General features: G+C 61.9%; 23 protein-coding genes. 14 read left to right on the forward strand and 9 right to left on the reverse strand.

Annotated elements, in window-relative coordinates:
• Nucleotides 1-151 precede the first annotated feature (151 nt).
• A complete protein-coding gene (locus NEZ08_RS03520; protein WP_298103572.1) occupies nucleotides 152-1345 on the forward strand; it encodes an efflux RND transporter periplasmic adaptor subunit in 1194 nt (397 codons plus the stop codon).
• Between the two features lie 141 nt (nucleotides 1346-1486).
• Here the strand turns inward: NEZ08_RS03520 and NEZ08_RS03525 are convergent, their stop codons facing one another.
• Nucleotides 1487-3004 carry an acetyl-CoA acetyltransferase gene (locus NEZ08_RS03525; protein WP_298103576.1) on the reverse strand — a complete coding sequence of 506 codons (1518 nt, stop codon included), beginning with the start codon at nucleotides 3002-3004 and terminating at the stop codon, nucleotides 1487-1489.
• Nucleotides 3005-3072: 68 nt separating this feature from the next.
• Nucleotides 3073-3216: a hypothetical protein gene (locus NEZ08_RS03530; RefSeq protein ID WP_298103579.1), complete on the reverse strand. Its 144-nt coding sequence runs from the start codon at nucleotides 3214-3216 to the stop codon at nucleotides 3073-3075.
• A gap of 120 nt (nucleotides 3217-3336) precedes the next feature.
• On the opposite strand from NEZ08_RS03530, the gene NEZ08_RS03535 reads away from it, so the two are divergent.
• Together NEZ08_RS03535 and NEZ08_RS03540 are read left to right on the forward strand one after the other, a co-directional pair.
• Nucleotides 3337-4998, forward strand: coding sequence for an NAD(P)/FAD-dependent oxidoreductase (locus NEZ08_RS03535; RefSeq protein WP_298103582.1), 1662 nt, complete (start codon nucleotides 3337-3339; stop codon nucleotides 4996-4998).
• 149 nt (nucleotides 4999-5147) lie between these two features.
• Nucleotides 5148-5939 (forward strand): enoyl-CoA hydratase/isomerase, encoded by a 792-nt coding sequence (locus NEZ08_RS03540; RefSeq protein WP_298103584.1) that lies wholly within the window; start codon nucleotides 5148-5150, stop codon nucleotides 5937-5939.
• A gap of 26 nt (nucleotides 5940-5965) precedes the next feature.
• Here the strand turns inward: NEZ08_RS03540 and NEZ08_RS03545 are convergent, their stop codons facing one another.
• Together NEZ08_RS03545 and NEZ08_RS03550 are read right to left on the reverse strand one after the other, a co-directional pair.
• On the reverse strand, nucleotides 5966-7543 hold the full coding sequence (locus tag NEZ08_RS03545) for a fatty acid--CoA ligase (RefSeq protein ID WP_298103586.1): 1578 nt from the start codon (nucleotides 7541-7543) through the stop codon (nucleotides 5966-5968).
• 101 nt (nucleotides 7544-7644) lie between these two features.
• Entirely contained in the window at nucleotides 7645-8517 is an 873-nt protein-coding gene (locus NEZ08_RS03550; RefSeq protein WP_298103590.1) for an SDR family oxidoreductase, read from the reverse strand.
• A 94-nt stretch (nucleotides 8518-8611) separates the two neighbouring features.
• On the opposite strand from NEZ08_RS03550, the gene NEZ08_RS03555 reads away from it, so the two are divergent.
• Nucleotides 8612-9424 carry a crotonase/enoyl-CoA hydratase family protein gene (locus tag NEZ08_RS03555; RefSeq protein WP_298103720.1) on the forward strand — a complete coding sequence of 271 codons (813 nt, stop codon included), beginning with the start codon at nucleotides 8612-8614 and terminating at the stop codon, nucleotides 9422-9424.
• 129 nt (nucleotides 9425-9553) lie between these two features.
• Nucleotides 9554-12349 (forward strand): phosphoenolpyruvate carboxylase, encoded by a 2796-nt coding sequence (gene ppc / locus NEZ08_RS03560; RefSeq protein ID WP_298103593.1) that lies wholly within the window; start codon nucleotides 9554-9556, stop codon nucleotides 12347-12349.
• Between the two features lie 7 nt (nucleotides 12350-12356).
• On the opposite strand, the gene NEZ08_RS03565 is transcribed toward ppc, so the two are convergent.
• The 5 genes from NEZ08_RS03565 to NEZ08_RS03585 all read right to left on the reverse strand — a co-directional run bounded on the left by NEZ08_RS03565 (nucleotide 12357) and on the right by NEZ08_RS03585 (nucleotide 17490).
• Nucleotides 12357-13427 carry an SMP-30/gluconolactonase/LRE family protein gene (locus NEZ08_RS03565; RefSeq protein WP_298103595.1) on the reverse strand — a complete coding sequence of 357 codons (1071 nt, stop codon included), beginning with the start codon at nucleotides 13425-13427 and terminating at the stop codon, nucleotides 12357-12359.
• Between the two features lie 181 nt (nucleotides 13428-13608).
• Nucleotides 13609-14754 (reverse strand): SMP-30/gluconolactonase/LRE family protein, encoded by a 1146-nt coding sequence (locus NEZ08_RS03570; protein WP_298103598.1) that lies wholly within the window; start codon nucleotides 14752-14754, stop codon nucleotides 13609-13611.
• A 145-nt stretch (nucleotides 14755-14899) separates the two neighbouring features.
• Nucleotides 14900-15814 (reverse strand): SDR family NAD(P)-dependent oxidoreductase, encoded by a 915-nt coding sequence (locus NEZ08_RS03575; RefSeq protein WP_298103601.1) that lies wholly within the window; start codon nucleotides 15812-15814, stop codon nucleotides 14900-14902.
• A gap of 120 nt (nucleotides 15815-15934) precedes the next feature.
• Nucleotides 15935-17074, reverse strand: coding sequence for a thiolase (locus NEZ08_RS03580; protein ID WP_298103604.1), 1140 nt, complete (start codon nucleotides 17072-17074; stop codon nucleotides 15935-15937).
• Nucleotides 17075-17079: 5 nt separating this feature from the next.
• Nucleotides 17080-17490: a Zn-ribbon domain-containing OB-fold protein gene (locus tag NEZ08_RS03585; protein ID WP_298103607.1), complete on the reverse strand. Its 411-nt coding sequence runs from the start codon at nucleotides 17488-17490 to the stop codon at nucleotides 17080-17082.
• Nucleotides 17491-17693: 203 nt separating this feature from the next.
• Between NEZ08_RS03585 and NEZ08_RS03590 the strand changes: the two genes are divergently transcribed.
• Genes NEZ08_RS03590 through NEZ08_RS03630 form a run of 9 tightly spaced genes read left to right on the forward strand, consistent with a single transcriptional unit; the run spans nucleotide 17694 to nucleotide 25952 of the window.
• Nucleotides 17694-18938, forward strand: a complete 1245-nt coding sequence (locus NEZ08_RS03590) for an amino acid ABC transporter substrate-binding protein (protein WP_298103609.1) — start codon at nucleotides 17694-17696, stop codon at nucleotides 18936-18938.
• A 39-nt stretch (nucleotides 18939-18977) separates the two neighbouring features.
• Nucleotides 18978-19907 carry a branched-chain amino acid ABC transporter permease gene (locus tag NEZ08_RS03595; RefSeq protein WP_298103611.1) on the forward strand — a complete coding sequence of 310 codons (930 nt, stop codon included), beginning with the start codon at nucleotides 18978-18980 and terminating at the stop codon, nucleotides 19905-19907.
• Nucleotides 19900-20820, forward strand: a complete 921-nt coding sequence (locus tag NEZ08_RS03600; protein WP_298103612.1) for a branched-chain amino acid ABC transporter permease — start codon at nucleotides 19900-19902, stop codon at nucleotides 20818-20820. Before NEZ08_RS03595 ends, NEZ08_RS03600 begins: the two co-directional genes overlap by 8 nt.
• Nucleotides 20810-21538, forward strand: a complete 729-nt coding sequence (locus tag NEZ08_RS03605; protein WP_298103616.1) for an ABC transporter ATP-binding protein — start codon at nucleotides 20810-20812, stop codon at nucleotides 21536-21538. The genes NEZ08_RS03600 and NEZ08_RS03605 overlap by 11 nt, the downstream gene beginning before the upstream one ends.
• Complete coding sequence (locus NEZ08_RS03610) at nucleotides 21528-22241, forward strand: ABC transporter ATP-binding protein (RefSeq protein WP_298103618.1); 714 nt, start codon at nucleotides 21528-21530, stop codon at nucleotides 22239-22241. Before NEZ08_RS03605 ends, NEZ08_RS03610 begins: the two co-directional genes overlap by 11 nt.
• Entirely contained in the window at nucleotides 22241-23581 is a 1341-nt protein-coding gene (locus tag NEZ08_RS03615; RefSeq protein WP_298103621.1) for an acyclic terpene utilization AtuA family protein, read from the forward strand. The genes NEZ08_RS03610 and NEZ08_RS03615 overlap by 1 nt, the downstream gene beginning before the upstream one ends.
• A gap of 5 nt (nucleotides 23582-23586) precedes the next feature.
• Nucleotides 23587-23907, forward strand: coding sequence for a hypothetical protein (locus tag NEZ08_RS03620; RefSeq protein ID WP_298103623.1), 321 nt, complete (start codon nucleotides 23587-23589; stop codon nucleotides 23905-23907).
• A gap of 16 nt (nucleotides 23908-23923) precedes the next feature.
• Nucleotides 23924-25273: an amidase gene (locus NEZ08_RS03625; protein WP_298103626.1), complete on the forward strand. Its 1350-nt coding sequence runs from the start codon at nucleotides 23924-23926 to the stop codon at nucleotides 25271-25273.
• Complete coding sequence (locus NEZ08_RS03630) at nucleotides 25266-25952, forward strand: DUF2848 domain-containing protein (RefSeq protein ID WP_298103628.1); 687 nt, start codon at nucleotides 25266-25268, stop codon at nucleotides 25950-25952. Before NEZ08_RS03625 ends, NEZ08_RS03630 begins: the two co-directional genes overlap by 8 nt.
• Nucleotides 25953-25958: the final 6 nt, after the last annotated feature.

Consider the following 25958-nt stretch of genomic DNA (forward strand, 5'->3'; position numbering starts at 1 on the left):
GACGGCGGCGAGGCCAACGCGCCGCTGGGGCGGGCAGTCATCGGCGGGCTGATGTTCTCGACCGTCGCGACGTTGATGTTCGTTCCGGTGGTTTTTAGTATGCTTCACAAAAAGCAGGACGCCAAAGTCGCCGTCCAATCGGAGAAAGAAAATGCCCACTGAGAAACGCCCGACGGTATCTCGCCGGAAGCTGGGCATTTTCGGCGTCGTCGCCGTGGCCGGTGCGCTGACGCTCGTGGTCAGCGGCATCCGCGCCCGCGAAGACTCGAGCGTCAAGCTAAAGGAATGGACGGACGAGCAGGCTGTACCGGCGGTTGCTGTGATCTATCCAGATGCCGGCCCGTTGACTGCTACCATCGATCTGCCGGGCAGGCTGGAAGCCTACTACCGCGCCCCGATTTTCGCCCGCGTCAACGGATACCTGAAGAGTTGGAGCAAGGATATTGGCGCACGGGTCAAAGCTGGCGAAGTGATCGCCGAAATCGATGCGCCGGACCTTGATCAGCAACTACTCCAGGCGCGCGCCGACCTGGCCAATCAGCAGGCGAGCGCGAAGCTTTCCGAAGTCACGCTGGCCCGCCGCAAGACGCTGATCGCGTCAAATTTCGTGTCCATGCAGGAGATCGACGAGCGCACGGCCGATCTCGCCAACAAGAACGCCGCAGTCAATGCCAGCCAGGCGAATGTCGAACGGCTCGAGGCCTTGGCCGGATACAAGAAGATTACCGCGCCCTTCGATGGCATCGTGACCGCGCGCAACACCGACGTCGGCGCTCTGATCAACGCTGGCGGCGGCAGCAGCCCGCCGATGTTCATCATCTCCGACATCAAGAAGCTGCGCGTCTACGTCAATGTCCCGCAGACCTATGTGCCGTCGGTTAAGATCGGCGCCAAGGGGATGATCTCGGTACCGGAATATCCGACCCGGACTTTTGAGGCGACGGTGGAAGCCTCGGCTCAAGCGGTGGACGTCACCTCAGGCACGACGCAGATGCAACTCGGGCTTGATAATTCAGCCGGCGAATTGATGCCTGGCGGGTTTGCCAATGTCAGACTGGTCCTGCAGCGCGAGAGCGTGCCGCTGCACATTCCTTCCAGCGCGCTGGTTTTCGACCAGAAGGGTTTGCGGGTGGCGACGGTGACGCCGGACAATAAGATTTTGTTCAAGCCAGTGAAGATTGCCCGCGATCTTGGGCGCGATATCGAGCTAGCCGGCGGCATTTCGCTGGATGATCGTGTCATCAGCACGCCACCCGACGGCATGGCCGATGGCGACGCTGTGCGTGTCGTCAGCACCAAGGGCCGGCCGTCCTCGGTTTCGACCAAGCATGGTGAGAAGGGTTAGAGCAGCTAATATCTGCAGCCACCGTTGCCGGGCTTGACCGGCAACCCTTCTCTTCCGCGAGGGCCTCTTCGAGGAGTGATACGCAGCAAAAGCAGCTAAAGGAACGGCGTTTCCGCTCGCTTTTTGCTTCTCCGCGAAGGCTTATTCGACCCGCCACTCGAGGATCCCATCATCGGCGCGGATAACCGCGCCGGGGGAGCCGACGGGACTGCGCTCCATGTTCAACAGATGTGCCAACGTTCTTCGGTCGGTGGCAGGCACCCTTGCCAGCGCGCGCGCATTGTCCGACGTTCGCAGCATGACCACACCCTGTTCGACCGCGTTGTCGCGACTGTAAATCGCGGTGAAGCTTTCGACAGTTGCTGGACCGCTGGCCTCTGTCACGAACGCCGGCACCGGGCCACGGCGACGGTCGGCCTCGTTCTGGACGCTCGTCTCCTGGGCGAGCGGCTCCGGCGGCGCATGCCGCGACAGCACCAACGCATGATGCTTGGTGACAAAGCCGCCTTGCCCATAGAGCAGGCCGAGCGAAGCGCCCGAACGCAACCTCCGGACCATCGCGCAGGCCGCATGCGTCATATAGGTGTTCAGCGGCGCGCCGAAGAATGTAAGGCCGCCCGCGACAGTGGGCTTGACGTCAGGGCCAAGCGCCAGGGTTCGCCGCGCCATCTTTGGGACGCAGGGAAAGCAGCTATAGAGTTCCAGGGCGTCGAAAGCCTCGGCTTTCCCACCGACCAGATCCATCGTGGTCCTCAGCACCGCATTCTGCGCGTGACTTTCCGTGAACTGATCGCGTTCGAGATAATCGCGCGGCTCTTCTGCCGATGCGCCGCCGAGGATGTGGATCAGCTTGTGGTCCGGGATGCCGGCGGCGTGCGCCTTGGCGAGGCTCGTCATCACGAGTGCGCCGCCCATGTTGACGGTCGGATTGGCCACCATGAGCTTGGTATAGGGCCACGCGATCAGCCGGTTGTCGGCCGACGGCGTCGTGATTTCCTCAGGCGTGAAGTGGCGCTTCAGCCAGGCGTTCGGATTTTCGCTTGCCACTTGCGAGTAGCGCGACCATAGCGCGCCGGACTCGGCCATCGCCTCGCGCGGCGTCTGGCTCCAATGCGCCGAGGTGGCAGCCTCGTAGAACGGATAGACGGTGACGGGACGGAATACGCCGAGCTTCACGGCGGCAGGCTTCTGAAACGCGGCGCCGCGCTTCGGTTCTTCGACATCATGCGCGAACGGCGTCCAGGGCAAGCTGATGCCGGCGCGTTCGGCGCGCGTCGCCGTGCTTTGCGCCTCTGCGCCGCAGACGGCGGCTACGCTGCATTCGCCGCGCGCGATTCGCTTTGCCGCCTCGTGCAGGTAGCGGATCGGGCTCTCGCCACCGACGGGCCCATAATAGGCGTGCTTCGGCCGGATCCCGAGGCGGGACGAGAGCAGCTTCTCCGGATCGCGATAGCGCCAGCTCAGGAAATTGACGACGTCGAGCGAATCGATCGCGTCGAGCAGCTTGGTGCAGCTGTCGGCTTCGGCGCGCTTGAGTGCTTCGACCAGCAAGGCGAGCGGTTCGAGGCCGTCGATGATTTCTTTCGGCCGATCGGTGATTTCACCTATGCCGACAATGACGGGGACGCGGTCGGGGGAGAGAGGGGTGTGGGAGTTCATCTTCTGCTTCGTGTAGGAGAGGGCTCTATTGGTGCAAGGACGGATCGGATTGCTTCGTCGCGAGCCTGTCAGCGGGCGTAATTCGCGTGATCCATTGGCTCATCCAACAGCGGAAGCTCGATGCCCAGCACCGCGCGGGCCGGCGCTTTCATCGTTGTTTTGCTCCCGGCTGATTTCATTGTCCCGGACGATAAATCACGTCGTGCGGACATGAAAGCTTTCCGCGCCATAGAATATCCTGCTCGGAGCATCGGATTTGTTTTGGGCCTTGCGCTTTGGCGCAGCCCGGAGAATGCTGCACCAACGAATAGGATTGCCAAGGGAGCGCCTTGATGTCTGCCGCGCCATCAGTTGCGGAAAGCGGCCGCGAACTGACCTTAGACGTCGTCGTGGTCGGGGCCGGTTTTGCCGGAATGTACATGCTCCACCGGCTGCGGGGGCTCGGGTTTTCCGTTCGTGTCTATGAGCAGGGCTCAGATGTCGGCGGCACGTGGTACTGGAACCGCTATCCCGGCGCGCGCTGCGATGTCGAAAGCATGCAGTATTCCTATTCCTTTTCCGAGGAATTGCAGCAGGAGTGGAACTGGAGCGAGCGCTACGCGCCACAGCCGGAAATCCTTAAATACGCCCGGCACGTCGCCGATCGCTTCGGCCTGCGATCCGACATCGTGTTCAACACCCGCGTCGAATGTGCCGCATTCGATGAGGATCGCAAGAGCTGGGGCGTTATGACGTCTGACGGGAAGCTCGTGCGGGCCCAATTTGTCGTACTGGCGACCGGCTGTCTGTCCAATGCCAGGATGCCGGACATCAAAGGTCTCGCCGGATTCGCGGGAAGGGTCTTTCACACCGGCCATTGGCCGCATGAAGGCGTCGATTTTACCGGCCAGCGCGTCGGCGTGATCGGCACAGGCTCTTCGGCGATCCAGTCTGTCCCGGTGATTGCCCGGCAGGCGAGCCATTTGTTCGTCTTCCAGCGCACTCCCAATTTTTCAATTCCTGCACGCAACGCGCCGCTGACGGCGGAAGAACGCGAGGCCTTCCGCAAAAACTATGCGGAGATCCGGCGCTTTGCCCGCGAGGACGCACGCAACGGCATCTATGCCGAGCTGCCCGAGCGCGGCGCGTTGGAAGACGGCGAGAACGCGCGGCGGGCCAGATACGAGCAGCGCTGGGCGAGCGGCGGGCTGACCTTCATGCTGGCCTACAATAATCTCATTCTGGACAAGGCCGCCAACGATACGGCTGCCGATTTCGTTCGCGAAAAGATCGCCGAGATCGTCAGCGATCCCATGACCGCAAGACGCCTGCAGCCGGACAATCACCCGATTGGCACAAAGCGCATCTGCGTCGATACTGATTACTACGCAACCTTCAACCGTCCCAACGTGACGCTGGTCGATATCCACGGCCGCGGCATCGACGAGATCCTGCCGCACGCCGTGCGCGCGGGGAGTGAAAATTATGGGATCGACGCACTGGTGCTGGCAACCGGGTTCGATGCGATGACCGGTTCGGTGGCAAAAATTGATATCCGCGGCCGCGGCGGCAAAACGCTGAATCAAAAATGGGCGGAAGGACCGAAAACCTATCTCGGCCTCATGAGCGAGGGCTTTCCTAATCTCTTCCTCATCACGGGGCCTGGCAGTCCGTCAGTGCTTTCCAACATGATCGTTTCGATCGAGCAGCACGTCGACTGGATCTCCGACTGCCTCTCCTTTATGCGCCGCAGCGCACTCGCCTCGATCGAAGCCAGTCCGGATGCGGAAGAGCGGTGGGTTGCTCATGTCAACGAGGTGGCGGAGATGACGCTCTATCCACAGGCCAATTCCTGGTACATGGGCGCCAATATCCCGGGCAAGCCGCGCATTTTCATGCCTTATATCGGCGGGGTCGGCGTCTACCGGCGCATCTGCAACGACGTTGCGGCAAAGGGCTATGAAGGATTTACGATGAGGGCACGACAAGCGGCGCAGGCTGTCGCGATGTCTTGAGGTGACGTTATGGCCGGGCATAGCCGTCCGCTTGCCGATGGCTGCCTTGCCGACGATGACCACAGACGTGGATGGGCGGCACGAAGCCGGGGCATTATGAGCCCGCAAGACCGGGTGGACCCCCGGGGCCAAGCAAGAGGGAGAAACCCATGCAGTTCGCTCATTCAACGCTCGATTTCAACGGGCCAGTCGCAATCCTGCGGCTCGATCATCAGGAGGTGATGAACGCAGTCTCGCTCGACATGCTGGGGGGACTGGTGGAGGCCCTTGATGCGGTTGAAGACAAGCGCGACGTGGTCCGTTGCCTGGTATTGACGGGAGCCGGGCGCGCCTTCTGTACGGGCGCCAATCTTCAGGGCCGCAACGTTCAGAAGCCGGGCAAGAGCGCCGCGGGCGCCGCGCTCGAAACCGCGTTTCATCCTTTCCTGCGCCGGCTGCGCAACCTGCATTGTCCGCTCGTAACGTCGGTCAACGGGCCGGCCGCCGGGGCGGGCATGAGCTTCGCGCTGATGGGTGACATGATCCTGTGCGCGCGCTCGGCCTATTTCCTGCAAGCCTTTCGCCGCATCGGCCTGGTGCCGGATTGCGGATCGACCTGGCTCCTGCCGCGGCTGATCGGCAAGGCCCGCGCAGTCGAATTGTCGCTGATGGGCGAGCGGCTGCCGGCCGAGAAGGCGCTGGAGTGGGGACTCGTCAATCGGGTTTATGACGATTCCGCACTCTGGGACGAGACCCTGAAGCTCGCCCGCGATATAGCCGATGGCCCGACGATCGCGCTGTCGCTGATCCGCCAACTCTACTGGGCGAGCGAGCAGAACTCGTTCGAAGATCAGCTCAACCTCGAATTCGAGTCACAGCGCCGCGCCGGGGCGACCGAGGATTTCAAGGAGGGCGTCACCGCGTTCCTCGAAAAGCGACCGGCGAAATTCAATGGAAGGTAAAACGATTTCGCAGGTCGTCCGCTCTTTCAGTTCACCTGGCGCCCCCGGCCTGCCCAATAGGGATCGCGCAGATGACGGCGCAGGATCTTGCCGGAGGCGTTGCGGGGCAAGGCATCAATGAAATCCACCGTCTTCGGTGTCTTGAACGCTGCGATGTGCGCCCGTGTAAAGTTGATGATATCGGAGGCGCTCGTCTGCTTGCCGGGCTTCAACACGACGATCGCTTTGACCGACTCGCCCCAGGTGTCGTCCGGCACGCCGATCACGGCGGCTTCCGCGACGTCGGGGTGGTCGCAGACCGCGCTCTCGACCTCCGCCGGATAGATATTCTCGCCGCCCGAGATGATCATGTCCTTGATGCGGTCCTGAATGTAGAGATAGCCGTCCTTGTCCATGTAGCCGGCGTCTCCAGTGCGCAGCCAGCCGTCGGGCCCGATGGTTTTGGCGGTGGCTTCCGGCAGATTCCAGTATCCCAGCATGTTGGAGCCGGATCTTGTCGCGATTTCGCCGACCTCGCCGGACGGCAATTGCTTGCCGTTGACGTCAAGGATCGCAAGCTCGACACCGGGCAGTGCCTTGCCCGCCGACCGCATTCGGTCGAGTCCCTCGACGTGATCCTCAGGCGGCAAGGCGACAATGGTGCCGGTCGTTTCCGTCATGCCATAGAGCTGCACGAAGCCGCACCCGAACACTTCAATGCACTCTCTCAACAACGCCGCCGGTATGGGCGAAGCGCCATAGAGGATGTGTTTCAGGCGCGAAAAATCGACACTGCGCGCCCGCGGCTGCCGCACCACGAACTGCATTGCAGCCGGAACCATGAAGATCTTGGTGATTTTGTCCTGCTCGATGAAGTCGAGCACCTTGGTGGGATCGAACTCCCGAGCAACCACGCCCTTGGCGCCATGATAAAGGCCGAGCAACCCCCAGCCAGAGCCACCGATATGAAAGACGGGCATCGCCACCAGAGAGACATCGTCTTCGGTCCAGCGGTTCCAGTCGGCGACTGCGCCGTCGCCGTTCCCGAGCAGATTAAGAAGATTGGCATGCGACAGCATGGCGCCTTTCGGCTTGCCGGTGGTGCCTGACGTGTAAAGCTGGATCGCGACGTCCTGCCGGCTGATGGCGACTTCTGGATCGTCCGGGCTCTGCGCGTCGCGCCAGGCCGAGTAGTTTTGCCATTCAGCCGCATTGCCTTCGGTTGCGATGACCACGCGCAGGTCCGGCACTTGCGCCCGGATGCTTGGAATCTGCGCCATGCATTCGGGACCGACGAAGAGAACGGGTGCCTTGCTATCCGCAACGATGAAGGCGACCTCGGGTGCAGCCAGCCGCCAGTTGACCGGCGTCATCACCACGTTGGCCTTCATGGCGCCGAGCAAGAGCTCGAAATAGATGTCGCTGTTCTTGCCCAGGTAAGCGATCCGCTCGTGCGGCCGAACGCCGAGTGCAATCAAGGCGTTGGCGACGCGATTGGTCAGGACATCAAATTCGGCGAAGCTCGTCCGGCGGCCCTCGAATTCGAGGGCGATCGCGCTACCGCGCGACCTCGACAGCGCGCGCACCACGTCGGCAAGATGCGCCGGCTGCTCCGAAACGGCCATGTTCTCCTCCCGATGTATTTTGTTTTGAGGAGGAGTTTGGCGGCATCCGATAGCAAAGACAAGTGCGCTGCACGCCCCGCTTTCGGCCGGCGCGAAGGCGTTTATTGCCTTGCAGCGCGGTCCTTTTCATTCTGCGCCTTGATCTGGTCGCGCGCCTTTTCCCAGTCGCCGTCGGTCCAGTCACGCAGCTGATAGAAATTGCCGCCCATCGCAAGCGCCTGGCCGCCGTCCATCGCGATTGTCTCGCCGTTGATCCAGTCGCAGCCGCCGGAGATCAAGAACACCGCCAGGTTCTGCAGTTCTTCCATCGTCCCGACCCGGCCCATCGGATTCATCGCCTTGGTACGCGCGCCGGCCTCGTCGCCCGGCTTGATCCGCTTGCTCATGCCTTCGGTTGGAATCTCGCCCGGCGCGATCGTGTTGAGGCGGATGCCATAGCGCCCCCATTCGGCGGCCAATGACATGGTCATGGCATGAACGGCCGATTTGCTCATCGCGGACGGCACCACGTAGGGGCTGCCGTTGCGGACCCAGGTCACGGTAATCGATACCACATTGCCGGGTAGCTTGTTGGCAATCCAGCGCCGCCCGACGGCGTGAGTGACGTAAAACGTGCCGTGCATGACGATATTGGCGACGGCATCGAAGCCGCGCGGCGAGAGGTCCTCGGTGCGCGAGATGAAATTGCCTGCGGCATTGTTGACGAGATCGGTCAGCGGCCCGTCTTTGAAGATCGCCTCGATCATCTCGTCAACGGCCTGCGCATTGCGGATGTCGATGCCGTGGCTGGTGACGCGGCCGCCATGGATATCCATCAATTCGGTTGCGGTCTCGTCGCACACGCTCTTGCGGCGCCCGCAGATGTGGATTTCGGCGCCGAGTTCGAGAAAGCGCGTAGCCATGGCTTTACCTAGGCCGGTGCCGCCGCCCGTGACAAGAATTCGCCGGCCTGCAAGCAGCTTTTCAGTGAACATGAGTGGTCCTCGTTCTTGCCCGTGAGGAGCAAGCGACTAAAACCGGGTGACGCTTTCGTGTAAAGCAGTTCGTTAGATGTAGGAGGGAATGAACATGGACGATCGCGTGCAGGTGACGATAACGGAAGGCGTTGCGGACGTCCGCCTGGTTCGCCCGGATAAGATGAATGCGCTGGATGCCGCGATGTTCGAGGCGCTTGTCGCAACCGCAACAAGGCTCGCCAGCGAGAAGCGCCTCCGCGCGGTAGTATTGTCCGGCGAAGGCCGCGCATTCTGCGCCGGCCTCGATATGGGCCGTTTCGCCGCGATGAAAGAGAAGGGCGGCAACGGCATTGCCGGTGGCGAAGCGCGCGATCTCACCAGGCGCACGCACGGTATCGCCAATTTCCCGCAAATGGCGGTTTGGGGCTGGCGGCAGCTCCCGGTGCCCGTGATCGCCGCGATTCATGGGGTCGCATTCGGCGGCGGTTTTCAACTCGCGCTCGGGGCCGACATGCGATTTGTGAGCCTTGATGCGCGCATGTCGATCATGGAGATCAAATGGGGCCTGGTGCCGGATATGGCGGGAACGCCGATCCTCGCAAGTCTCGTGCGCGACGACATTCTGCGCGAGCTGACGTACACGGGCCGGATTTTTTCCGCGCAGGAGGCCTTAACTTATGGCCTGGCGACCAGAATATGCGACGATCCTCGCGCAGCCGCATTGGAGTTTGCGCGCGAGATCGCTGCCAAGAGCCCCGATGCAATCCGGGCTGCCAAGCGGATGCTCAACAAGCTGTCGGTCGATCCGGCGCCCGCGCTTCTGGCAGAATCCGTCGAACAGCAGAAGCTGCTCGGCAGTCCCAACCAGCTCGAGGCCGTGCGCGCCAATATCGACAAGCGTGCCCCGCATTTTGTCGATTCCTGAGGCTCACCGGGCTCTCGACGCACAATCAGCGGCAACTTTTGCAAAGGCAGCCCGCTCGTTTCTTGACCTTGCGCTGCGGTGCAAAAATTGCGACTCAAGGATTGCCGGCCACTCTGGAGCATTTTCGCGATGTCATCCCAGACCATGCTTTCTGAACCGGGGCTGGAATCCGTTTACGGCGAGGAAGCCGCCGCGCTCGAAGAGGACGTCCGGTTGCGGAATGATATTCGTCTGCTCGGGCGCATCCTGGGCGACACCGTCCGCGATCAGGAGGGCGCTGACGTTTTCGACTTGGTCGAACGTATCAGGCAGACCTCGATCCGGTTTCACCGCGGCGACGACAAGGCGGCGCGGCGGGAACTCGAACTCATCCTCGACAGCATGTCGATCAGCCAGACGCTGCTTATCGTGCGCGCCTTCAGCTATTTCTCGCATCTTGCCAACATTGCCGAAGATCAGAACAACATCCGCCGGATGCGCGCGAGTTCCAAGGCTGGCGAGGCGCCGCGGCCGGAAACGCTGGCGCGGACCTTGCTGCATGCCCGGGCCGCCGGCTTCAGCGCGGCGAGCCTGCGCGAGTTCTTTGCCTCGGCGCTCGTCAGTCCGGTGCTGACGGCGCATCCCACCGAAGTCCGCCGGAAGAGCACCATCGATCGCGAAATGGAGATTGCCGCCGTGCTGGACCGGCGGGAGCGGGTGCAGTTGACGCCGGAGGAACTGGTCGCCAGCGACGAGCAGTTGCGCCGCGCGGTATTGACGTTATGGCAAACCAACCTGTTACGCCGGACCCGGCTGACCGTGCTCGACGAAGTCGCCAACGGCCTGTCGTTTTACGATTACACTTTCCTGAACGAAGTGCCGCGGCTGCATTCCCGGCTCGAAGACCGTCTCAACGAGGGCGGTGGCACGCAAGGCGAACTTGCATCTTTCCTCAAGATGGGAAGCTGGATCGGCGGCGACCGTGACGGCAATCCTTACGTGACGGCCGATGTGATGCGCGGCACGCTGAAGATGCAATCGAGCCGTGTGCTTCGCTTCTACCTCGATGAGTTGCATGTGCTTGGTTCCGAACTGTCGCTGGCCGCGCATCTCGCTGACATTTCAAAGGACCTGCGGGCGCTGGCCGAGCGTTCGCCCGACAGGTCGCCGCATCGAAGCGGCGAGCCTTACCGCCTTGCGGTCTCCGGCATCTTTGCGAGGCTCACCGCGACGGCGGCGCGACTCGAGGTCGAGACGACCCGCGCGGCGGTCGGCGAAGCCGCGGCTTACGCCAACGCCGCCGAATTCAAGGCCGACCTCGATATTCTCGATCGCTCGCTGACGATGAACAATTCGCGCGTGATCGCGCGCGGCCGGCTGCGGCACTTGCGGCGTGCCGTTGACTGCTTCGGCTTTCATCTCGCCAGCCTCGACATACGGCAGAACTCGGCCGTTCACGAACGAACGATCGCCGAATTGATCGATGCGGCGATGCCCGGGAAGTCTTATCTCGCCATGAGCGAAGAGGCGCGAATCGCTCTCCTGACCGGCGAACTGCGCAATGCCCGGCCGCTGACCTCGGCATTCGTCAAATACAGCGAAGAGACGATGGGCGAACTCGCGGTGTTCCGAGCGGCCGCCGAAGTTCATGCCAAATATGGCGCGCAAGCAATCCCCCAATGCATCATCTCGATGTGCAAGGGAGTTTCCGACCTCCTGGAAGTCGCAGTGCTGCTGAAGGAAGTCGGCCTGGTCGGCCCTTCCGGCCGCAGCGCGATCAATATCGTGCCGTTGTTCGAGACCATCGAGGACTTGCAAAACTCGGCCCGGATCATGGATCGCATCCTCTCGATGCACGACTACCGGAAGCTGGTGGACAGCCGTGGCTCGGTGCAGGAAGTGATGCTCGGTTATTCCGACAGCAACAAGGACGGCGGCTTCGTCACCTCGGGCTGGGAACTTTACAAGGCCGAGATCGGTCTCGTCGACGTGTTCGATCGGCACCATGTGCGGCTCCGCCTGTTCCATGGCCGCGGCGGATCGGTCGGGCGGGGTGGAGGGCCGAGCTATGATGCGATCATCGCGCAGCCGGGCGGCGCTGTGAATGGTCAGATCCGGATCACCGAGCAGGGAGAAATCATCTTCAGCAAATACGCCAACGCCGAGGTCGGGCTCGATAATCTCGAAATCCTGGCCGCGGCGACGCTGGAGGCGAGCCTGTTGCATCCGAGGCAAAGCGCGCCGCGCGCTGAGTATCTGGAAGCCATGGAACGGTTGTCGGCCCATGCCTTCAAAGCCTATCGCGGACTGGTCTACGAGACCGAGGGTTTTGCCGATTATTTCTGGGCGTCCACCGTCATCACCGAGATCGCGACCCTGAACATCGGCAGCCGGCCGGCGTCCCGCAAGAAGACCCGGGCCATCGAGGATCTTCGTGCCATCCCCTGGGTGTTCAGCTGGGCGCAGTGTCGGCTGATGCTTCCGGGATGGTATGGGTTTGGCAGCGCGGTAGAGGCCTGGGTGAAGGAAAATCCCGATACCGGCATGGCCTTCCTGAAAGAGCTTTACCGCGAGTGGCCGTTCTTCCGTATGCTGTTGTCCAACATGGACATGGTGCTGGCCAAAAGCTCGATCGCGATCGCCTCACGCTATGCGGAACTGGTGCCCGACGTTGTGCTTCGCGAAAAGATTTTCGAGCGCATCCGGCGCGAATGGAAAAGTTCGATCGACGCATTGCTGGAGATCATGGGGCAGACCCGGCTGCTCGAAAGCAACCCGCTGCTCGAACGCTCCATCCGCCACCGCTTTCCCTATGTCGATCCGTTGAACCACGTTCAGGTCGAACTCTTGAAGGAACACCGCGCGCAGAACATCGACGAGCAGGTGCTGCGCGGGATTCAGATCACCATCAACGGAATTTCCGCCGGCCTGCGCAACAGCGGCTAGATAGTCCTCAGCAATTATGCGCGCCCTGGGTTTCGACGTAGACCGCATAAAGCGACTGGCTAGCGGTCATGAAAAGACGGTTTCGCTTCTTGCCGCCAAAGCAGAGATTGGCGCAGCATTCCGGCAAGCAGATTTGACCGATTCGTTGGCCGTCGTCGGGCGCGAAGACCTGCACGCCGTCATAGCCTTCGCCGACCCAGCCGGCGCCGACCCAGATATTGCCTTCGGTATCCACCCGCAGGCCGTCCGGGAAGCCCGACCGGTCGCCCATCGCCATATCGATCAATGGGCGCGGATTTGAGAGCTTGTCGCCGTCGAGATCGTACTGCCAGACGACGTTCCTTGCTTGCGGGTAATGGGTGATCCCGCTGTCGCAGATATAGACCTTGCTGTAATCGGGACTAAAGGCGATGCCGTTCGGCTTGAACGGCTCGTCGGCGACTTTCCTGATCTCGCCGGTCCGCGCATCGACCCGGTAGACCGATTCCTTCTGATAGGGTTGGACCGAGCCGTTGGGGGAGCGCTGTCCTTCGTAGAGCACGATCGCGCCATAGCCGGGATCGGTGAACCAGATCGATCCATCATTGGGATGGACGACGACATCGTTGGGTCCATTCAGCGGCTTGCCATTAGCCTGGTCGGCCAGCACCGTGGCGGTGCCGTTGTGCTCGAAACGAACCACGCGGGTTCGTTCGCAGGTGATCTGCCGTCCCTGAAAATCGAATGTGTTGCCATTGGCTTCGTTGGTGGGCTTCCGGAAATCCTCGGAGATGTATCCAGCGCCATCTTCAAGATAGCGGAGCTGCCGGTTATTCGGAATATCGCTCCAGACGAGATACTGGCCCTGCGCATTCCAGGCCGGTCCCTCGGCCCAGAGGCAGCCGGTATAGAGCCGCTTGATGGCAGTGTTGCCAACCTTCGCCCTGAAGCGCTTGGGATCGATGACGATGATGTCCGGATCGGGATAGCGCTGGGGCGGGGCGTCGGGACCGAAGTCACGTGCGGGCCTGTGAGTGCCGCGACGAATTACCCCGTGGGTCCCCTCGTCCTGATGAGGGAGCCGCAACCCGTTTGTCATATTTCCTCCGGACGGTTCTTGACGCGGTCGCTACATAGCGTTCGGGACGCGGTGCGGCGTCCCGAACGTCCGGAGGCTATCGCCAAGAGCGCTCCTCAGCAAATTTGGGCGCTTGGCGTTTCCGCAAGGAGCGCACACCACGCGAGAGACGCGCGGCCGCTCTTGGTGGATGAAGCACCAATCACGGCTTCATGGCGCCTTTTGCGCTGGTGTACAGCGCATAGAGCGATGTCGAGCCGCAGATGTAGAGCCTGTTTCGCTGCTGGCCGCCGAAGGTCAAATTGGCCACGGTCTCCGGTATATGAATCTTGCCGATCAGGTGACCTTCGGGATTGTAGCAGCGAACGCCATCCTCCTTGGGGTCCCCCCAACCCATGGAGCACCAGACATTCCCATCGGTGTCGCAGCGCATCCCGTCGGTGAAGCCAGGCGCGAAGTCTTTGGCGAAGACCTTGCTGTTCGACAATTTGCCGGCCTCGATATCGACGTCGAACACACGGATCCATGCCGGATTGCCCTCACCCTCGGTGAGGCCGGTGTCGATCACATAGAGCTTCTTCTCGTCGGGCGAGAACGCAATACCATTGGGCATCACGAAATCGTCGGCAACGACCCTGATGTCGCCGGATTTTGGATCGACCCGGAAGACGTTTCGCTTGGCCTGTTCGAACGGCTCCTTGAGCCCCTCATAGTCGCCCTTGATGCCGTAGCCCGGATCCGTGAACCAGATCGTTCCGTTGGAAGCGACCGCGATGTCGTTCGGCGCGTTGAGCTTCTTGCCCTGGTACTTGTCGGCGATAACGGTGATCGAGCCGTCAAGCTCGGTCCGCGTGACGCGTCGACCGCTGTGTTCGCAAGTGAGAAGGCGCCCCTCCCGATCGATGGTGTTGCCGTTGGAGTTCATTGACGGCTGTCGGTAAACGCTCAAGTGACCATCATCTTCGCTGTAGCGCATGATGCGATTGTTGGGAATGTCGCTGAACAGCAGGTAGCGGCCGGCAGGAAAGTAGACCGGCCCCTCGGCCCAGCGGAAGCCGGTCGCCACGCGTTCGACCGCGCCGGTCCCGGCGCTGCCCTTGAAACTCTTGTCCAGCGATTCGATGTGCGCATCGGGGTAGCGCGTGCCGGGCAGTGGCCCCAAAGGCAAAGGTTGGGTGTCCCGGAGCCGAACTCCCGTTTCGCCCAACGGCCGCTCGGTCTCTGCAGAGGCCGTAGTCACGGTTACGGCCGTTGCGGCGAGAGCCGCGGCTCCCTTCATCAGCTTGCGCCGATCTAAGCCACGAAGGGCGTCATCAACTGAACGTTCTCCACGCAGGGTATTCGTCATGGTCGCCTCCCTTGATTTTTTGTTGGGAGGAGACCATCCGCCGACATTTCGGCATAAAGCGGGCGGTTCCTTGTAAAACAACCGAGGATGGGAAAAGGGCGAAGCTGAATCAGTTTCCAACTCGCGGGGATGCCTTATGTTCCCGTCAGATCGCGTCCCAGCTAAAAATGTCTGCCGACCGGTCGAGTTTATAGAATGAGGATTTCAGCGCCGGCATGCCGTGTTCGGCGAGGCTTTCCACTGTCCAGCCTTCGCCGCGATGAACTGAGCGGAGCGGGCGCGACTGGCTCATGAGGAAAATCTCGTTCATGCGTACGGCAAAGATCTGGCCGGTGACATCCCTGGCGCCGTCGCCGAGCAGGTAGGCGACGATCGGTGCGATCTTTTCGGGACCCATCTGCTGGATCTTCGCCACGCGGGCCTTCTCCGCCTCGGTTTCGGTGGGAATCGTGCCGATCAAGCGGCTCCAGGCGAATGGCGATACGCAATTCGAGCGCACGTTGAAGCGGTTCATATCGAGCGCGATCGACTTGGAGAGACCGACGATGCCGAGTTTCGCAGCGGCATAGTTTGCCTGGCCGAAATTACCGACGAGGCCCGACGTCGAGGTGAAGTGGACGAACGATCCGCTCTCCTGCTCCCGAAACAGCCGCGCTGCAGCATGGGAGACATAGAAGGAGCCCATCAGATGCACCTTGATGACGGACTCGAACGCATCGATGCTCATGCGGTGGAAGATGGCATCACGCAGGATACCGGCGTTGTTGACGACGCCATCGAGCTTGCCGAAATGATCGACCGCGGCCTTGACGATGCGGCTCGCCGGAACGGCTTCTGCGACGGTTTCGAAATTGGCGACTGCCGTGCCGCCGCGTTTTTTGATTTCCTCGACGACTTCTTCGGCCGGCGCCGCGCTCGAGCCGGAACCATCTGCTGCGCCGCCGGGGTCATTCACGACGACCTTGGCGCCTTCCGACGCGCACAGCAGGGCGATTTCCCGGCCGATGCCTCGTCCCGCGCCGGTGACAATGATGGATTTGCCCTCGAGTGATTTTGTCATGCTGCCCTTCCGTGCTGTTCTCAGGAATTCCACGCGTCATGCGCGGGCTTGTGACCTGCGCAGCCGCCTATTTTTCAGGAGATGGATTGCCGGGGCGAGCCCGGCAATGACAAAAAGGAATCATCTCTCGTTGGTGAAAATGATGGTGCCCGATGCGGCGAACATGCCGCCGACGCCGTGGCAGACCGAGATCTTGGCTCCCTGAACCTGTGCCGGGGCGATGCCGCGCATCTGCCGCACGCTCTCCTGCAGCGCATACATGCCGTACATGCCGGAGTGCATATAGCTGAGGCCGCCGCCATTGGTGTTGAGCGGCAGCTTGCCGCCGGGCCGGGTGTGACCGTCGGCGATAAATTTTCCGGTCTCTTCGTGGGGCATGAAGCCGAGATCGCCGAGCCCGTAGAGTGGCAAATGCGCAAATGCGTCGTAGATCATGAGATGATCGACGTCCTTGTGGGTGATGCCGGCTTCCTTGAAGGCGAGGGGACCTGCCACCTTGAAAGCACGAGAGCTGTCGAAAGTCTGCATCTGGCTGACCATCGGCGTCTCCACGCTTTCGCCGGTGCCGAGAATATAGACCGGCTTTTGCGGGAAATCCTTTGCTCGCTCCGCTGAGGTCAGGATCAATGCGCCTCCGCCATCGGTGACCAGGCAGCATTGCAGGATGCGGAGCGGATAGGCGATCATCCGCGAATTCAGGACGTCCTCGACCGTGATAGGCGCTTTCATGGTAGCGCGTGGATTTTTGGCCGCCCATTCACGCTGCACCACGGCGACCATCGCGAGCTGCTCGTGGGTGATGCCGTGGGTCTTCATGTAACGCAGCACCGGGATCGGGAAGAGGCTCGCCGGGGTCGAAACGCCGTAGGGGAGTTCGAACTGGCCGTTCAGGCTGTCCGCGCCGATCATGCGCGGCGTGCGTCCGACGTTGGACTTGCCGCTTTCGGCATGCGTGATCAGGACGGTCTTGCAGAGACCGGCCTCGATCGCGGCAGCCGCATGGCGCACGTGCAGCATAAACGAACAGCCGCCCACCGACGTGCCGTCGACCCAGGTCGGCGTGATTCCGAGGTAATGGGCGATCTGCTGTGGGGTTTCGACGGCAGTTGCAAAGCCGTCAATGTTGGAGAGTTTGAGACCGGCGTCCGCGATCGCATTCAGCGCTGCATCGGCATGGAGCTGGATTTGCGACATGTGCGGGATCACGCCGAGCTCGGTCGTCTCCGCGGCGCCGACGACCGCAACCTGGTTCCTGCGCATCTTGCTTAATCCTTCGCTGGCCGAAACAAGGGCAGGGTCGTCACCTCGTCGAGCTTTTCAAAGGTAACCTCCAGTTTCATGTCGAGATCGAGCGCCTCCGGCGTTTGCGGGCAGTCGACGATGTTGGTCATCATGCGCGGACCTTCCTCCAGCTCCACCACCGCGATCGCATAAGGCGGGGTGAACCCGGGGACCGGCCGATGATGAATAACGTAGCTGTAAAGCGTGGCCTTGCCGCTCGCCTTGAAGATGCTGACCTTGCGCGAGCCGCAGGCGGGACAGAACGGGCGGGGCGGGAAGTACGCCTTGGCGCAGGCGTCGCAGCGTTGGAGCCGGAGCTCTCCGGCTCGCGCGCCGTCCCAGAAATGCTGCGTCTCGGGTGTCGCCTTCGGTCGCGCGCGGGCCGGCTCGGCCATATCGTTCTCCCCTTGAAAGGCCGCCTTGGCCCCGGCTGTTTTGATCGTTGATGCGACAATGAACCGCGCGCCGTCAACGGTCCAGTCAGCAGGCCCATGGGCTTCCTTTTTCTAATATTTTTTGCCTAGCCCGGGGTGCTTGTATACTAACAAGCGGCCGGGCTATGGTTCGGTGGAACCATGAGAAGAGCTGGGAGGAAGTGATGTTGAGGGTGGTGGTTGCGGCGCTTGCCGGGTTGACGTTGACGGCCCAGGCCTATGCCGCGGATGTGCCGACGGAAATCAAGATCGGCACCCTTTACGCGTCTTCCGGGCGGTTCGCCTCGATTTCAATGCCGGTCTATTCCAGCCTCAAGCTTTGGGCGGACCTGAAAAACGCCGATGGCGGGGTCTATGTAAAGGCTTTCGACAAGAAGCTGCCCGTGAAGGTCGTCGCCTATGACGACCAGAGCAATACGGCGACCGCGGCGACGCTTTATAATCAGCTCATCACCCAGGATAAGGTCGACCTGTTGGTGGCCGATTCCGGCTCGGTGCTGACTGCGCCTGCCGTGACGATTGCGCGCGATCACAAGATGTTCCTGTTCGACCAGACCGGCACGGGCGCCAGTTTTTTCTCCAAGGACAACCCCTACATCGCGCTGATGGCCGACCCGGTCTCGACAATCTGGCCCAAACCGGCGGCAGATTTCGTCATCCATGACGGTCCCGCGCTTGGAATCAAGAAGATCGCAATCCTCTATTCGACCAACGAATTCACGGGCACCCAGGCCAACGCCTTCCGCAAGTTCATCAAGGACTCCGGGGTGCCGGTCGAGATCGTCTACGACCAGGGCGTGCCGACCGAGACGACCAATTACACGGTCATCATCAACAACATCAACAATACGCATCCCGATGCGGTGTTTACCTTCGGCTACGCGCCGAACGACATTGCTTTCCTGCGCAACGTCGCGGATGTCGGCGTCAAGTTCAAGATGCTGTTCGTGATCTATGCGGGCCTCGAGAAGGAGCTTCTTGAGAAGAATGTCGGCGATAAGGGACTCGAGCACGTATTTACCTATGTGCCGCCCTCGGACATGGAATATCCGGTCAATTTCGGCATGAATCTCCCGACCTACAAGGCTGCCTGGGACAAGAAGTATTCCGATGGCAAACTTGAATTCGGCCTCAACGCCGTAGCCGGATACACCACCGGGCTCGTCATCGAGAAAGCGCTGTCGGTCGCGACCAGCCTCGACCAGATGGAGCTGCGCCGCGCCGTGTTCAGCCTGTCCGGAAACCTGAAGACCCTGTGCGGGCCCTTCGCGCTGGACGAAACCGGTGGTCAGATCGGCGAATTGACTCCACTTGGCCAGCTCGAACCCGACGGCCACGGCCACCTCAAGTTCGTGTCGATCTATCCGCACGAAACAGCGACCGGCAAGCCCGTCTATCCGCGTCCATGAGGCGGCATCTGCTGAGCTGCCGGGGGGAGTGACGCCTCGATGCTAGTTTATGCGCTGGTCGCGGGCGTCCTTTTTGGATTGTATTTCAGCCTGGTCGGAATCGGTCTCAACCTGGTGTTCGGCGTCATGCGCATCGTCAATCTGGCGCATGGCGACTTCCTGATGCTCGGCGCGTTCGTGGCGATTGGCGTCGTGACGCTGATCGGGATCGACCCCCTGTTCGCCGCGCCGCTCGCCTTCGTAATCTTCCTGATCGTGGGGCTCCTGCTGTACTGGATCCTGGTGCCGCGGCTACAGGGCTCGGCCAATCCGGAGATGCTGTCGATCATCCTGTTCTTCGGCCTGTCGCAGGTGCTCGAAGCCGTGACCACGATCTTTCTTGGCACCAGCGAGCGCTCGATTCCAAGCCGCGCGCTCGGCACGGTGTTCTCCACGGTCAAGGTCAAACTATTCGGTGGGTCGCCCGACAGTGGCGGCGGACCGATCGAGATTCTGGGGCAGGGATTCCCGGCGTCCTGGGTGATCGCCGCAATTACCAGCCTGGTCGCGATCGGGCTCGTCTATGTCTACCTCTATCAGACTCGGCTGGGGACGCTGACGCGCGCCGTGATGTCACGGCGCGACGAGGCGTTTGCGACCGGAATCGACGTCGACCGCGTCTCGGCAGCCGCGTTTGGCATCGGCCTCGGCCTGGCAGCCGTTGCCGGCATCTTTGCGCCTTTCATGTTCGGCTCGGTGACGCCGGCCTTTGGCGCCGATGCTACCGTCACCTCGTTTGCCATTGTGGTGCTGGGGTCGCTCGGCAACCCGCTTGGGACGGCGCTCGGCGGGGTCATCTACGGCATCTGCTACATGGTGGTGCAGACCTACTTGAGTTCATGGGCCGACTTGTTGCCCTATGTGCTCCTGATCTTCATTCTTCTGCTTCGCCCGAGCGGTTTGCTCGGAAGGCGGGTGCGCGTTGCCTAGCGCTCTCAAACATACGCTGTTCATTGCGCTGCCGGTGCTCGTGATCTTTGCGGCGCTGCCGGGCGTCTATCAAAATCATTTGCTGCTGTTCAACTTCGTCATCTTCCTGATCCTCGCGCAGGGCGTGAACATCATCTATGGCTTCACCGGTTATCTGCCCTTTGGTTATGTCGGTTTCTTCGGTGCCGGTGCCTACGGCTTTGCGGTGCTGGTGATGCATCTCCACGCCCCCGCGATCCCTGCCGTTTTGGCGGCCGGACTGGTCGGCGTCGTGCTTGGATTGTTGCTGACGCCCTTGTTGCGTCTCTCGGGTGCCTATTTTGCGATCGCCAATCTGGCGGCGTCATTGGCGGTGCTGCACTTGATTGCCAATCCGGCGCTTGAGCAGATTACGCGCGGTCCTTACGGCGTCTCGCTCTCGGCGACGTTCAACCCGACTTATGCCTATGCGGCAGCGCTGGTCGTGCTGGCGCTGACGCTCGGCTCGGTCGTGTTCCTGAAGAACTCGCGTTCCGGCCTTGCATTGCAGGCGGTGCGGGAAGATGCGGTTAGCGCATCGATGGCCGGCGTCAACGTCGTACGCATGCGCGTCATTGCTTGGCTTGCTTCCGCGCTCGTCGCGGGCCTCGCCGGCGGCGTCTATGCGTGGTACGTCTCGGTTTTCTACCCCGATAACGTGTTCAGCGGCGAATTCAGCATCTTTGCCATCGTATTCGCACTGTTTGGCGGTGTCGCCTCCATCACCGGGCCGATCGTCGGTGTCGTCATCCTCTACGGCATCTACAACCTGATCGGCTTCACCACGCCGCAATATTTCCAGCTGATCTACGGCCTGCTGATCATCGGCCTCGTGCTGTTCCTGCCGGCGGGGCTCGTGTCGCTGGCGACCCGGAGGGGCTGGCATGTCCCCTGAGCGCGCGCCCATCTTGAGCGTCTCCAAGCTCGTCAAACGCTTCGGCGGCTTTTACGCGCTGGACGGTCTGAGCTTTCATGTCTCGTCAGGCGAGATCCTGGGACTCGTCGGCCCCAATGGCTCGGGCAAGACGACGGCCATCAATGTGATCTCCGGTCTTTATGCGCCCGATGGTGGCGAAGTCGTGCTAGAGGGCGCGTCGATCGGCGGCGTTGCCTCGCACAAGCTCGTTCACCGGGGTATCAACCGTACATTCCAGGTACCAAAACCCTTCCTGTCGCTGACCGTCCGTCAGAATGTCGAGGTGGCCCTGGCCTATGGCGGAGCCGCGTCCGCGCCCGCAATGGCGGATTTGCTGGAGGAGTACCGCCTGGCGGAAGTAGCCAACCGCCCGGCGGCCGATCTCAACAACGCCCAGCAGAAGATGCTCGACCTCGTGCGCGCGCTCACCACCCGCCCGCGGCTGTTGCTGCTCGACGAGCTCGCCGCCGGCCTCAACCCGGCTGAACTCGACTGGATCGCCGGGCGGATCAAGGCGCTCGCTCAAAGCGGGATGGCGATCATTGTCGTCGAACACCTCATGGGCTTTATCGAACACATTACCGACCGCGTTATCGTTCTGAATGCCGGCAAGGAGATTTTTGAGGGCAAGCTTGCGGTCGCCGTCAAGGTTCCGCAGGTGATCGAGGTGTTTCTTGGAGGCGAGCATGCCGCCTGAGGCCACATCGCTGTTGACGGCCGAAGCGGTCAACGCCGGTTATGGCACCATGCAGGTGCTGTGGGGGGTCGACCTTGACGTCCGCGCCGGTGAGACCGTGCTGCTGCTCGGCACCAACGGAGCCGGCAAGACCACCTTTCTTAAATCGCTGGTGGGGCTGATCGAGGCGCGGCATGGCAGCATCCGGTTGGGCGAGGCCGATGTGACGCGGATGCGCTCCAGCGAGCGGATGCGGCTCGGCATGACCTACATGTCGGAACTGGCGGTTTTTCCCGATCTGTCGATCGAGGAAAATATCCGCATTGGCGCCCAGGCGCTGGGTCACCCCAATCCGAAACTTAACGATCTTTATGAGATCTTTCCGGTGCTCCGCGAAAAGCGCCGCGCGCCCGCCTCGAGCCTCTCCGGCGGCCAGCGAAAAATGCTCGGTATTGCCAAGGCGTTGGCGGCCGAACCTCGCCTTCTGGTGATGGATGAGCCCTCGGCGGGACTATCGCCATTGTTCGTCAAGGAGGTCATTCGCATCCTGAGTGACCTGCGTGGAAGGGGCTTGGCTTTGCTGATCGCCGAGCAGAATATCGCCTTTCTTGAGGTGGCCAGCCGCGTATTCGTGCTCGAGGGCGGCCGAATCCGCTTTTCCGGAACGGTCGCGGAAATGACCGACAATGATGCGCTGCGGCAGGCGTATTTCGGACTGAAGTAATGCGAACCATCCGCATCGGGTCGGGCGCGGGCTACTCGGGCGATCGCATCGAGCCCGCGGTGGAACTCGCTGAAAAGGGCGACATTGAGTACCTGGTGTTTGAATGCCTTGGCGAGCGGACCGTGGCGCTGGCCCAGCAGGCGCGCTTGAAGAATCCGGAAAGCGGCTTTGACCCGCTGATCGAGGAGCGGATGCGCGCCGTTCTGCCGCTGTGTGCCGCGAAGGGAATCAAGATCGTCACCAATATGGGCGCGGCCAACCCACTCGCTGCAGCGCGCAAGACTGCCGAAATTGCCAGGTTGATAGGCCTTTCGGGGTTGAAGGTCGCCGCTGTCATTGGTGACGACGTTCTGGAGGCCTGCAAGCAGCGCGATCTGCCAATCATGGAGTTCGATGGCACCATCGGCCAACTCGGCAATCGCCTGATCTCCGCCAACGCCTATCTTGGCGCAGCCCCGATGGCGGAGGCCTTGGCTGACGGTGCCGATATTGTCATCACCGGTCGCGCCTCGGATCCGGCGCTGTTCCTGGCGCCGCTGATCCATGCCTTCGGTTGGCCGCTCGATGACTGGACCCGCCTTGGCAAGGGCATCATAGCCGGACACTTGCTGGAATGCGCCGGCCAGGTGACCGGCGGCTATTTTGCCGATCCGCCGTACAAAGACATCGCCGGGCTGGCGCGCCTTGGCTTTCCGATCGGTGAAGTCGGCGAGGATGGCAGCCTCGTCATGACCAAGGTGGAAGGCTCCGGCGGCGCCGTGACGGCGCGGACCTGCAAAGAGCAACTGCTCTACGAGGTGCATGATCCCAGTCGTTACATTCAACCGGACGTGATTGCCGATTTCTCGCAAGTTGAAATCGAGGAAGTGGGTAAGGATCGCGTGCGGATCAACGGCGGTCGCGGCAGCGAACGTCCGCCGACGCTCAAAGTATCGGTCGGCTACGTCGACGGCTTTATCGGCGAGGGCCAGATTTCCTACGCCGGTCCCGGCGCCCTGGCGCGCGGCCGACTTGCGCTCGACATTGTTCGCGAGCGGCTGAAGCTTACCGGCGTCGCGGCAAGTGAACTGCGGTTCGACCTGATCGGCGTCGATTCCCTGCATGGACCACAGCTCGCGGCGCATGCCAATGAGCCCTATGAGGCGCGCGTGCGCGTCACCGGCCGTACCGAAAATCTGCGCGAGGCTGTCCGGATCGGCAACGAGGTCGAAACGCTCTATACGAATGGTCCGGCGGGTGGGGGCGGGGCCTACAAGTCCGCCCGGGATGTCGTCGCGGTCGCTTCCGTGTTGCTGCCGCGCGAGTTGGCACGGCCGCGCGTTCAATTCGTCGGAGGCTGACCGTCATGAAGCTGCGCGAGATCGCTCATTCCCGCACCGGCGACAAGGGAAATATCTCCAATATCTCAGTCATCGCCTATGACCCGAAGCATTATCCCGTCCTTTTGGCTCAGGTAACGCCTGCGCGCGTCAAGGCGCATTTCGCGGGCGTTGTCGAAGGCGAAGTGGTCCGCTATGAGCTGCCCAGGATCTGTGCGCTCAATTTCGTGATGGACCGTGCGCTGGGAGGCGGGGTCACGCGATCTCTGGCGCTGGACGCGCACGGCAAATCGCTCAGCTCTGCCTTGCTCGACCTGGAGATCGAAGACATGCCCCGTACAATCTAGTGAGGCGACACCAACCATGAGCAATGCCCCCACGCTTGTTTCCCTGGCAGCCGATCTCGAAAGTGGCCGCACCAATGCGCGCAAACTCGTGGACGAATGCCTGGACAAGATCGCCGACAAAGCGGGCGAGGGAGCTCGCGCATTCGTTCACGTGGATGTCGAGGCTGCGATCGAGGCGGCGAAAGCCATGGATCGGCTCCGTGAGGTCAGGGCGGCGCCGTCCCCCTTTGCTGGCATTCCGATCTCGATCAAGGACCTGTTCGATATCAAGGGCCAGGTCACCCGCGCCGGCTCGCGTGCCCTTGACGATTCCCCGCCGGCCGAGGCGGACGCGCCGGTCGTATCGCGGCTGCGGCGGGCAGGGTTCATCCTGATCGGCCGCACCAACATGACCGAGTTTGCCTATTCAGGCATCGGCATCAATCCGCATTACGGCACGCCGAAGAGCGTCTGGCAGCGGCGCGTCGGGTACGTCCCCGGCGGATCGTCATCCGGAGCGGCGGTGTCGGTCGCCGACGGCATGGCGTATGGTGCGCTCGGCTCGGACACCGGCGGATCGTGCCGGATTCCGGCGGCGTATAACGGCATCGTCGGCTTCAAGCCGACGCAGCAGCGCATCCCGCGCGATGGCGGCGTGCCGCTATCCTTCACGCTCGACAGTTTTGGGCCGCTGGCGCGCACCGTTGGGTGCTGTGCCGTTCTGGATTCCATCCTTGCGAACGAGCCGGTTCGGCCGCTGGATCCGCGTCCCGTCAAGGGAATGCGGCTGGCGGTACCGACGACGGTCGCACTTGACGACCTTGACGGTGACGTATCGCGAACGTTCGAACGCACGCTCGAAACCCTCTCGCGCAAAGGTGCGGCGATCGAGCGTATCGAAGTGCCGGAGTATCTCGACGTGGCCGTCATGAATGCCAAGGGCGGATTTGCTGCCGCGGAAAGCTACGCCTGGCACCGTTATCTGATCGAGAGCCACGGCGACGTCTATGACCCGCGCGTGTCCTCGCGCATTTTGCGCGGGCAATCACTCACAGCCGCGGAATATATCGAACTTCTTGAAGCGAGGAAGTCGTTCATCGCGCGTGCAACCGTCCGGCTCGCGCCGTACGATGCCGTGGTGATGCCGACCTCCGCAATCGCGCCGCCACGGATATCGGATCTCAGCGACGATGCCGCGTTCACGAAAGCCAACCTGCTTTCCTTGCGAAATTGCACCCTCACCAACATGATGGACGGCTGCGCGATTTCATTGCCTTGCCATCGCGCCGGCGAGGCGCCGGTTGGTTTCATGCTGAGCGCAGTGGGCGGTTCGGACCGCCGTATTTTCGAACTGGCCGCGGGTGTGGAGGCCGCCCTCGATGTTTGATCTGACCTTCACCGTCGAAACCAAAGGCGGCACGACCCCGCTGACGCTCGCAATCGATCAGGCCGTTATCGCGGGCTGGACCGGCCGCGACCCGGTCGCGCGGGACAAGCACATCGCCGAGCTGGAATCGATCGGCATCGCGCGCCCGGCGACGACGCCGATTTACTACCGCTGCTCGGCACGGCGGCTGACCCAACAAGACCGCATCGAGGTCTGCGGCGAGAGTTCCAGCGGCGAGGTCGAATTCGTGCTGATCGGCTGGGAGGGACGTACGTTTGTGGGCCTCGGCTCGGACCATACCGACCGCAAGGTCGAGAGCTACAGCGTGACGGTTTCCAAACAGATGTGCGACAAGCCGATGGCCTCCACGCTGTGGGAACTCGATGAGGTCATTGATCATTGGGATCGGCTGATTCTGCGTTCGTATGCCTGGATTGGCGGCAGGCGTGAGCTGTACCAGGAAGGGACGCTGGACGCGATGCTGCCGGTCTCCGAACTGCTTGCGCGCGGTTTCGCGGACGGAAGGCTGCCTGACGGCTGCGCGATGTTCGGCGGAACGTTTGCGGCCAAAGGCGGCATCCGGCCGGCCAGCCGCTTTGAATACGAGCTTGAGGATCCCGTGCTTAAACGCACGATCCGCCATGCGTATGATGTGATCGAACTACCGGTCCTGGGTTAGCCGGAA

It is taken from the genome of Bradyrhizobium sp., assembly GCF_027451485.1.
In the GTDB taxonomy this organism is placed as follows: domain Bacteria; phylum Pseudomonadota; class Alphaproteobacteria; order Rhizobiales; family Xanthobacteraceae; genus Bradyrhizobium.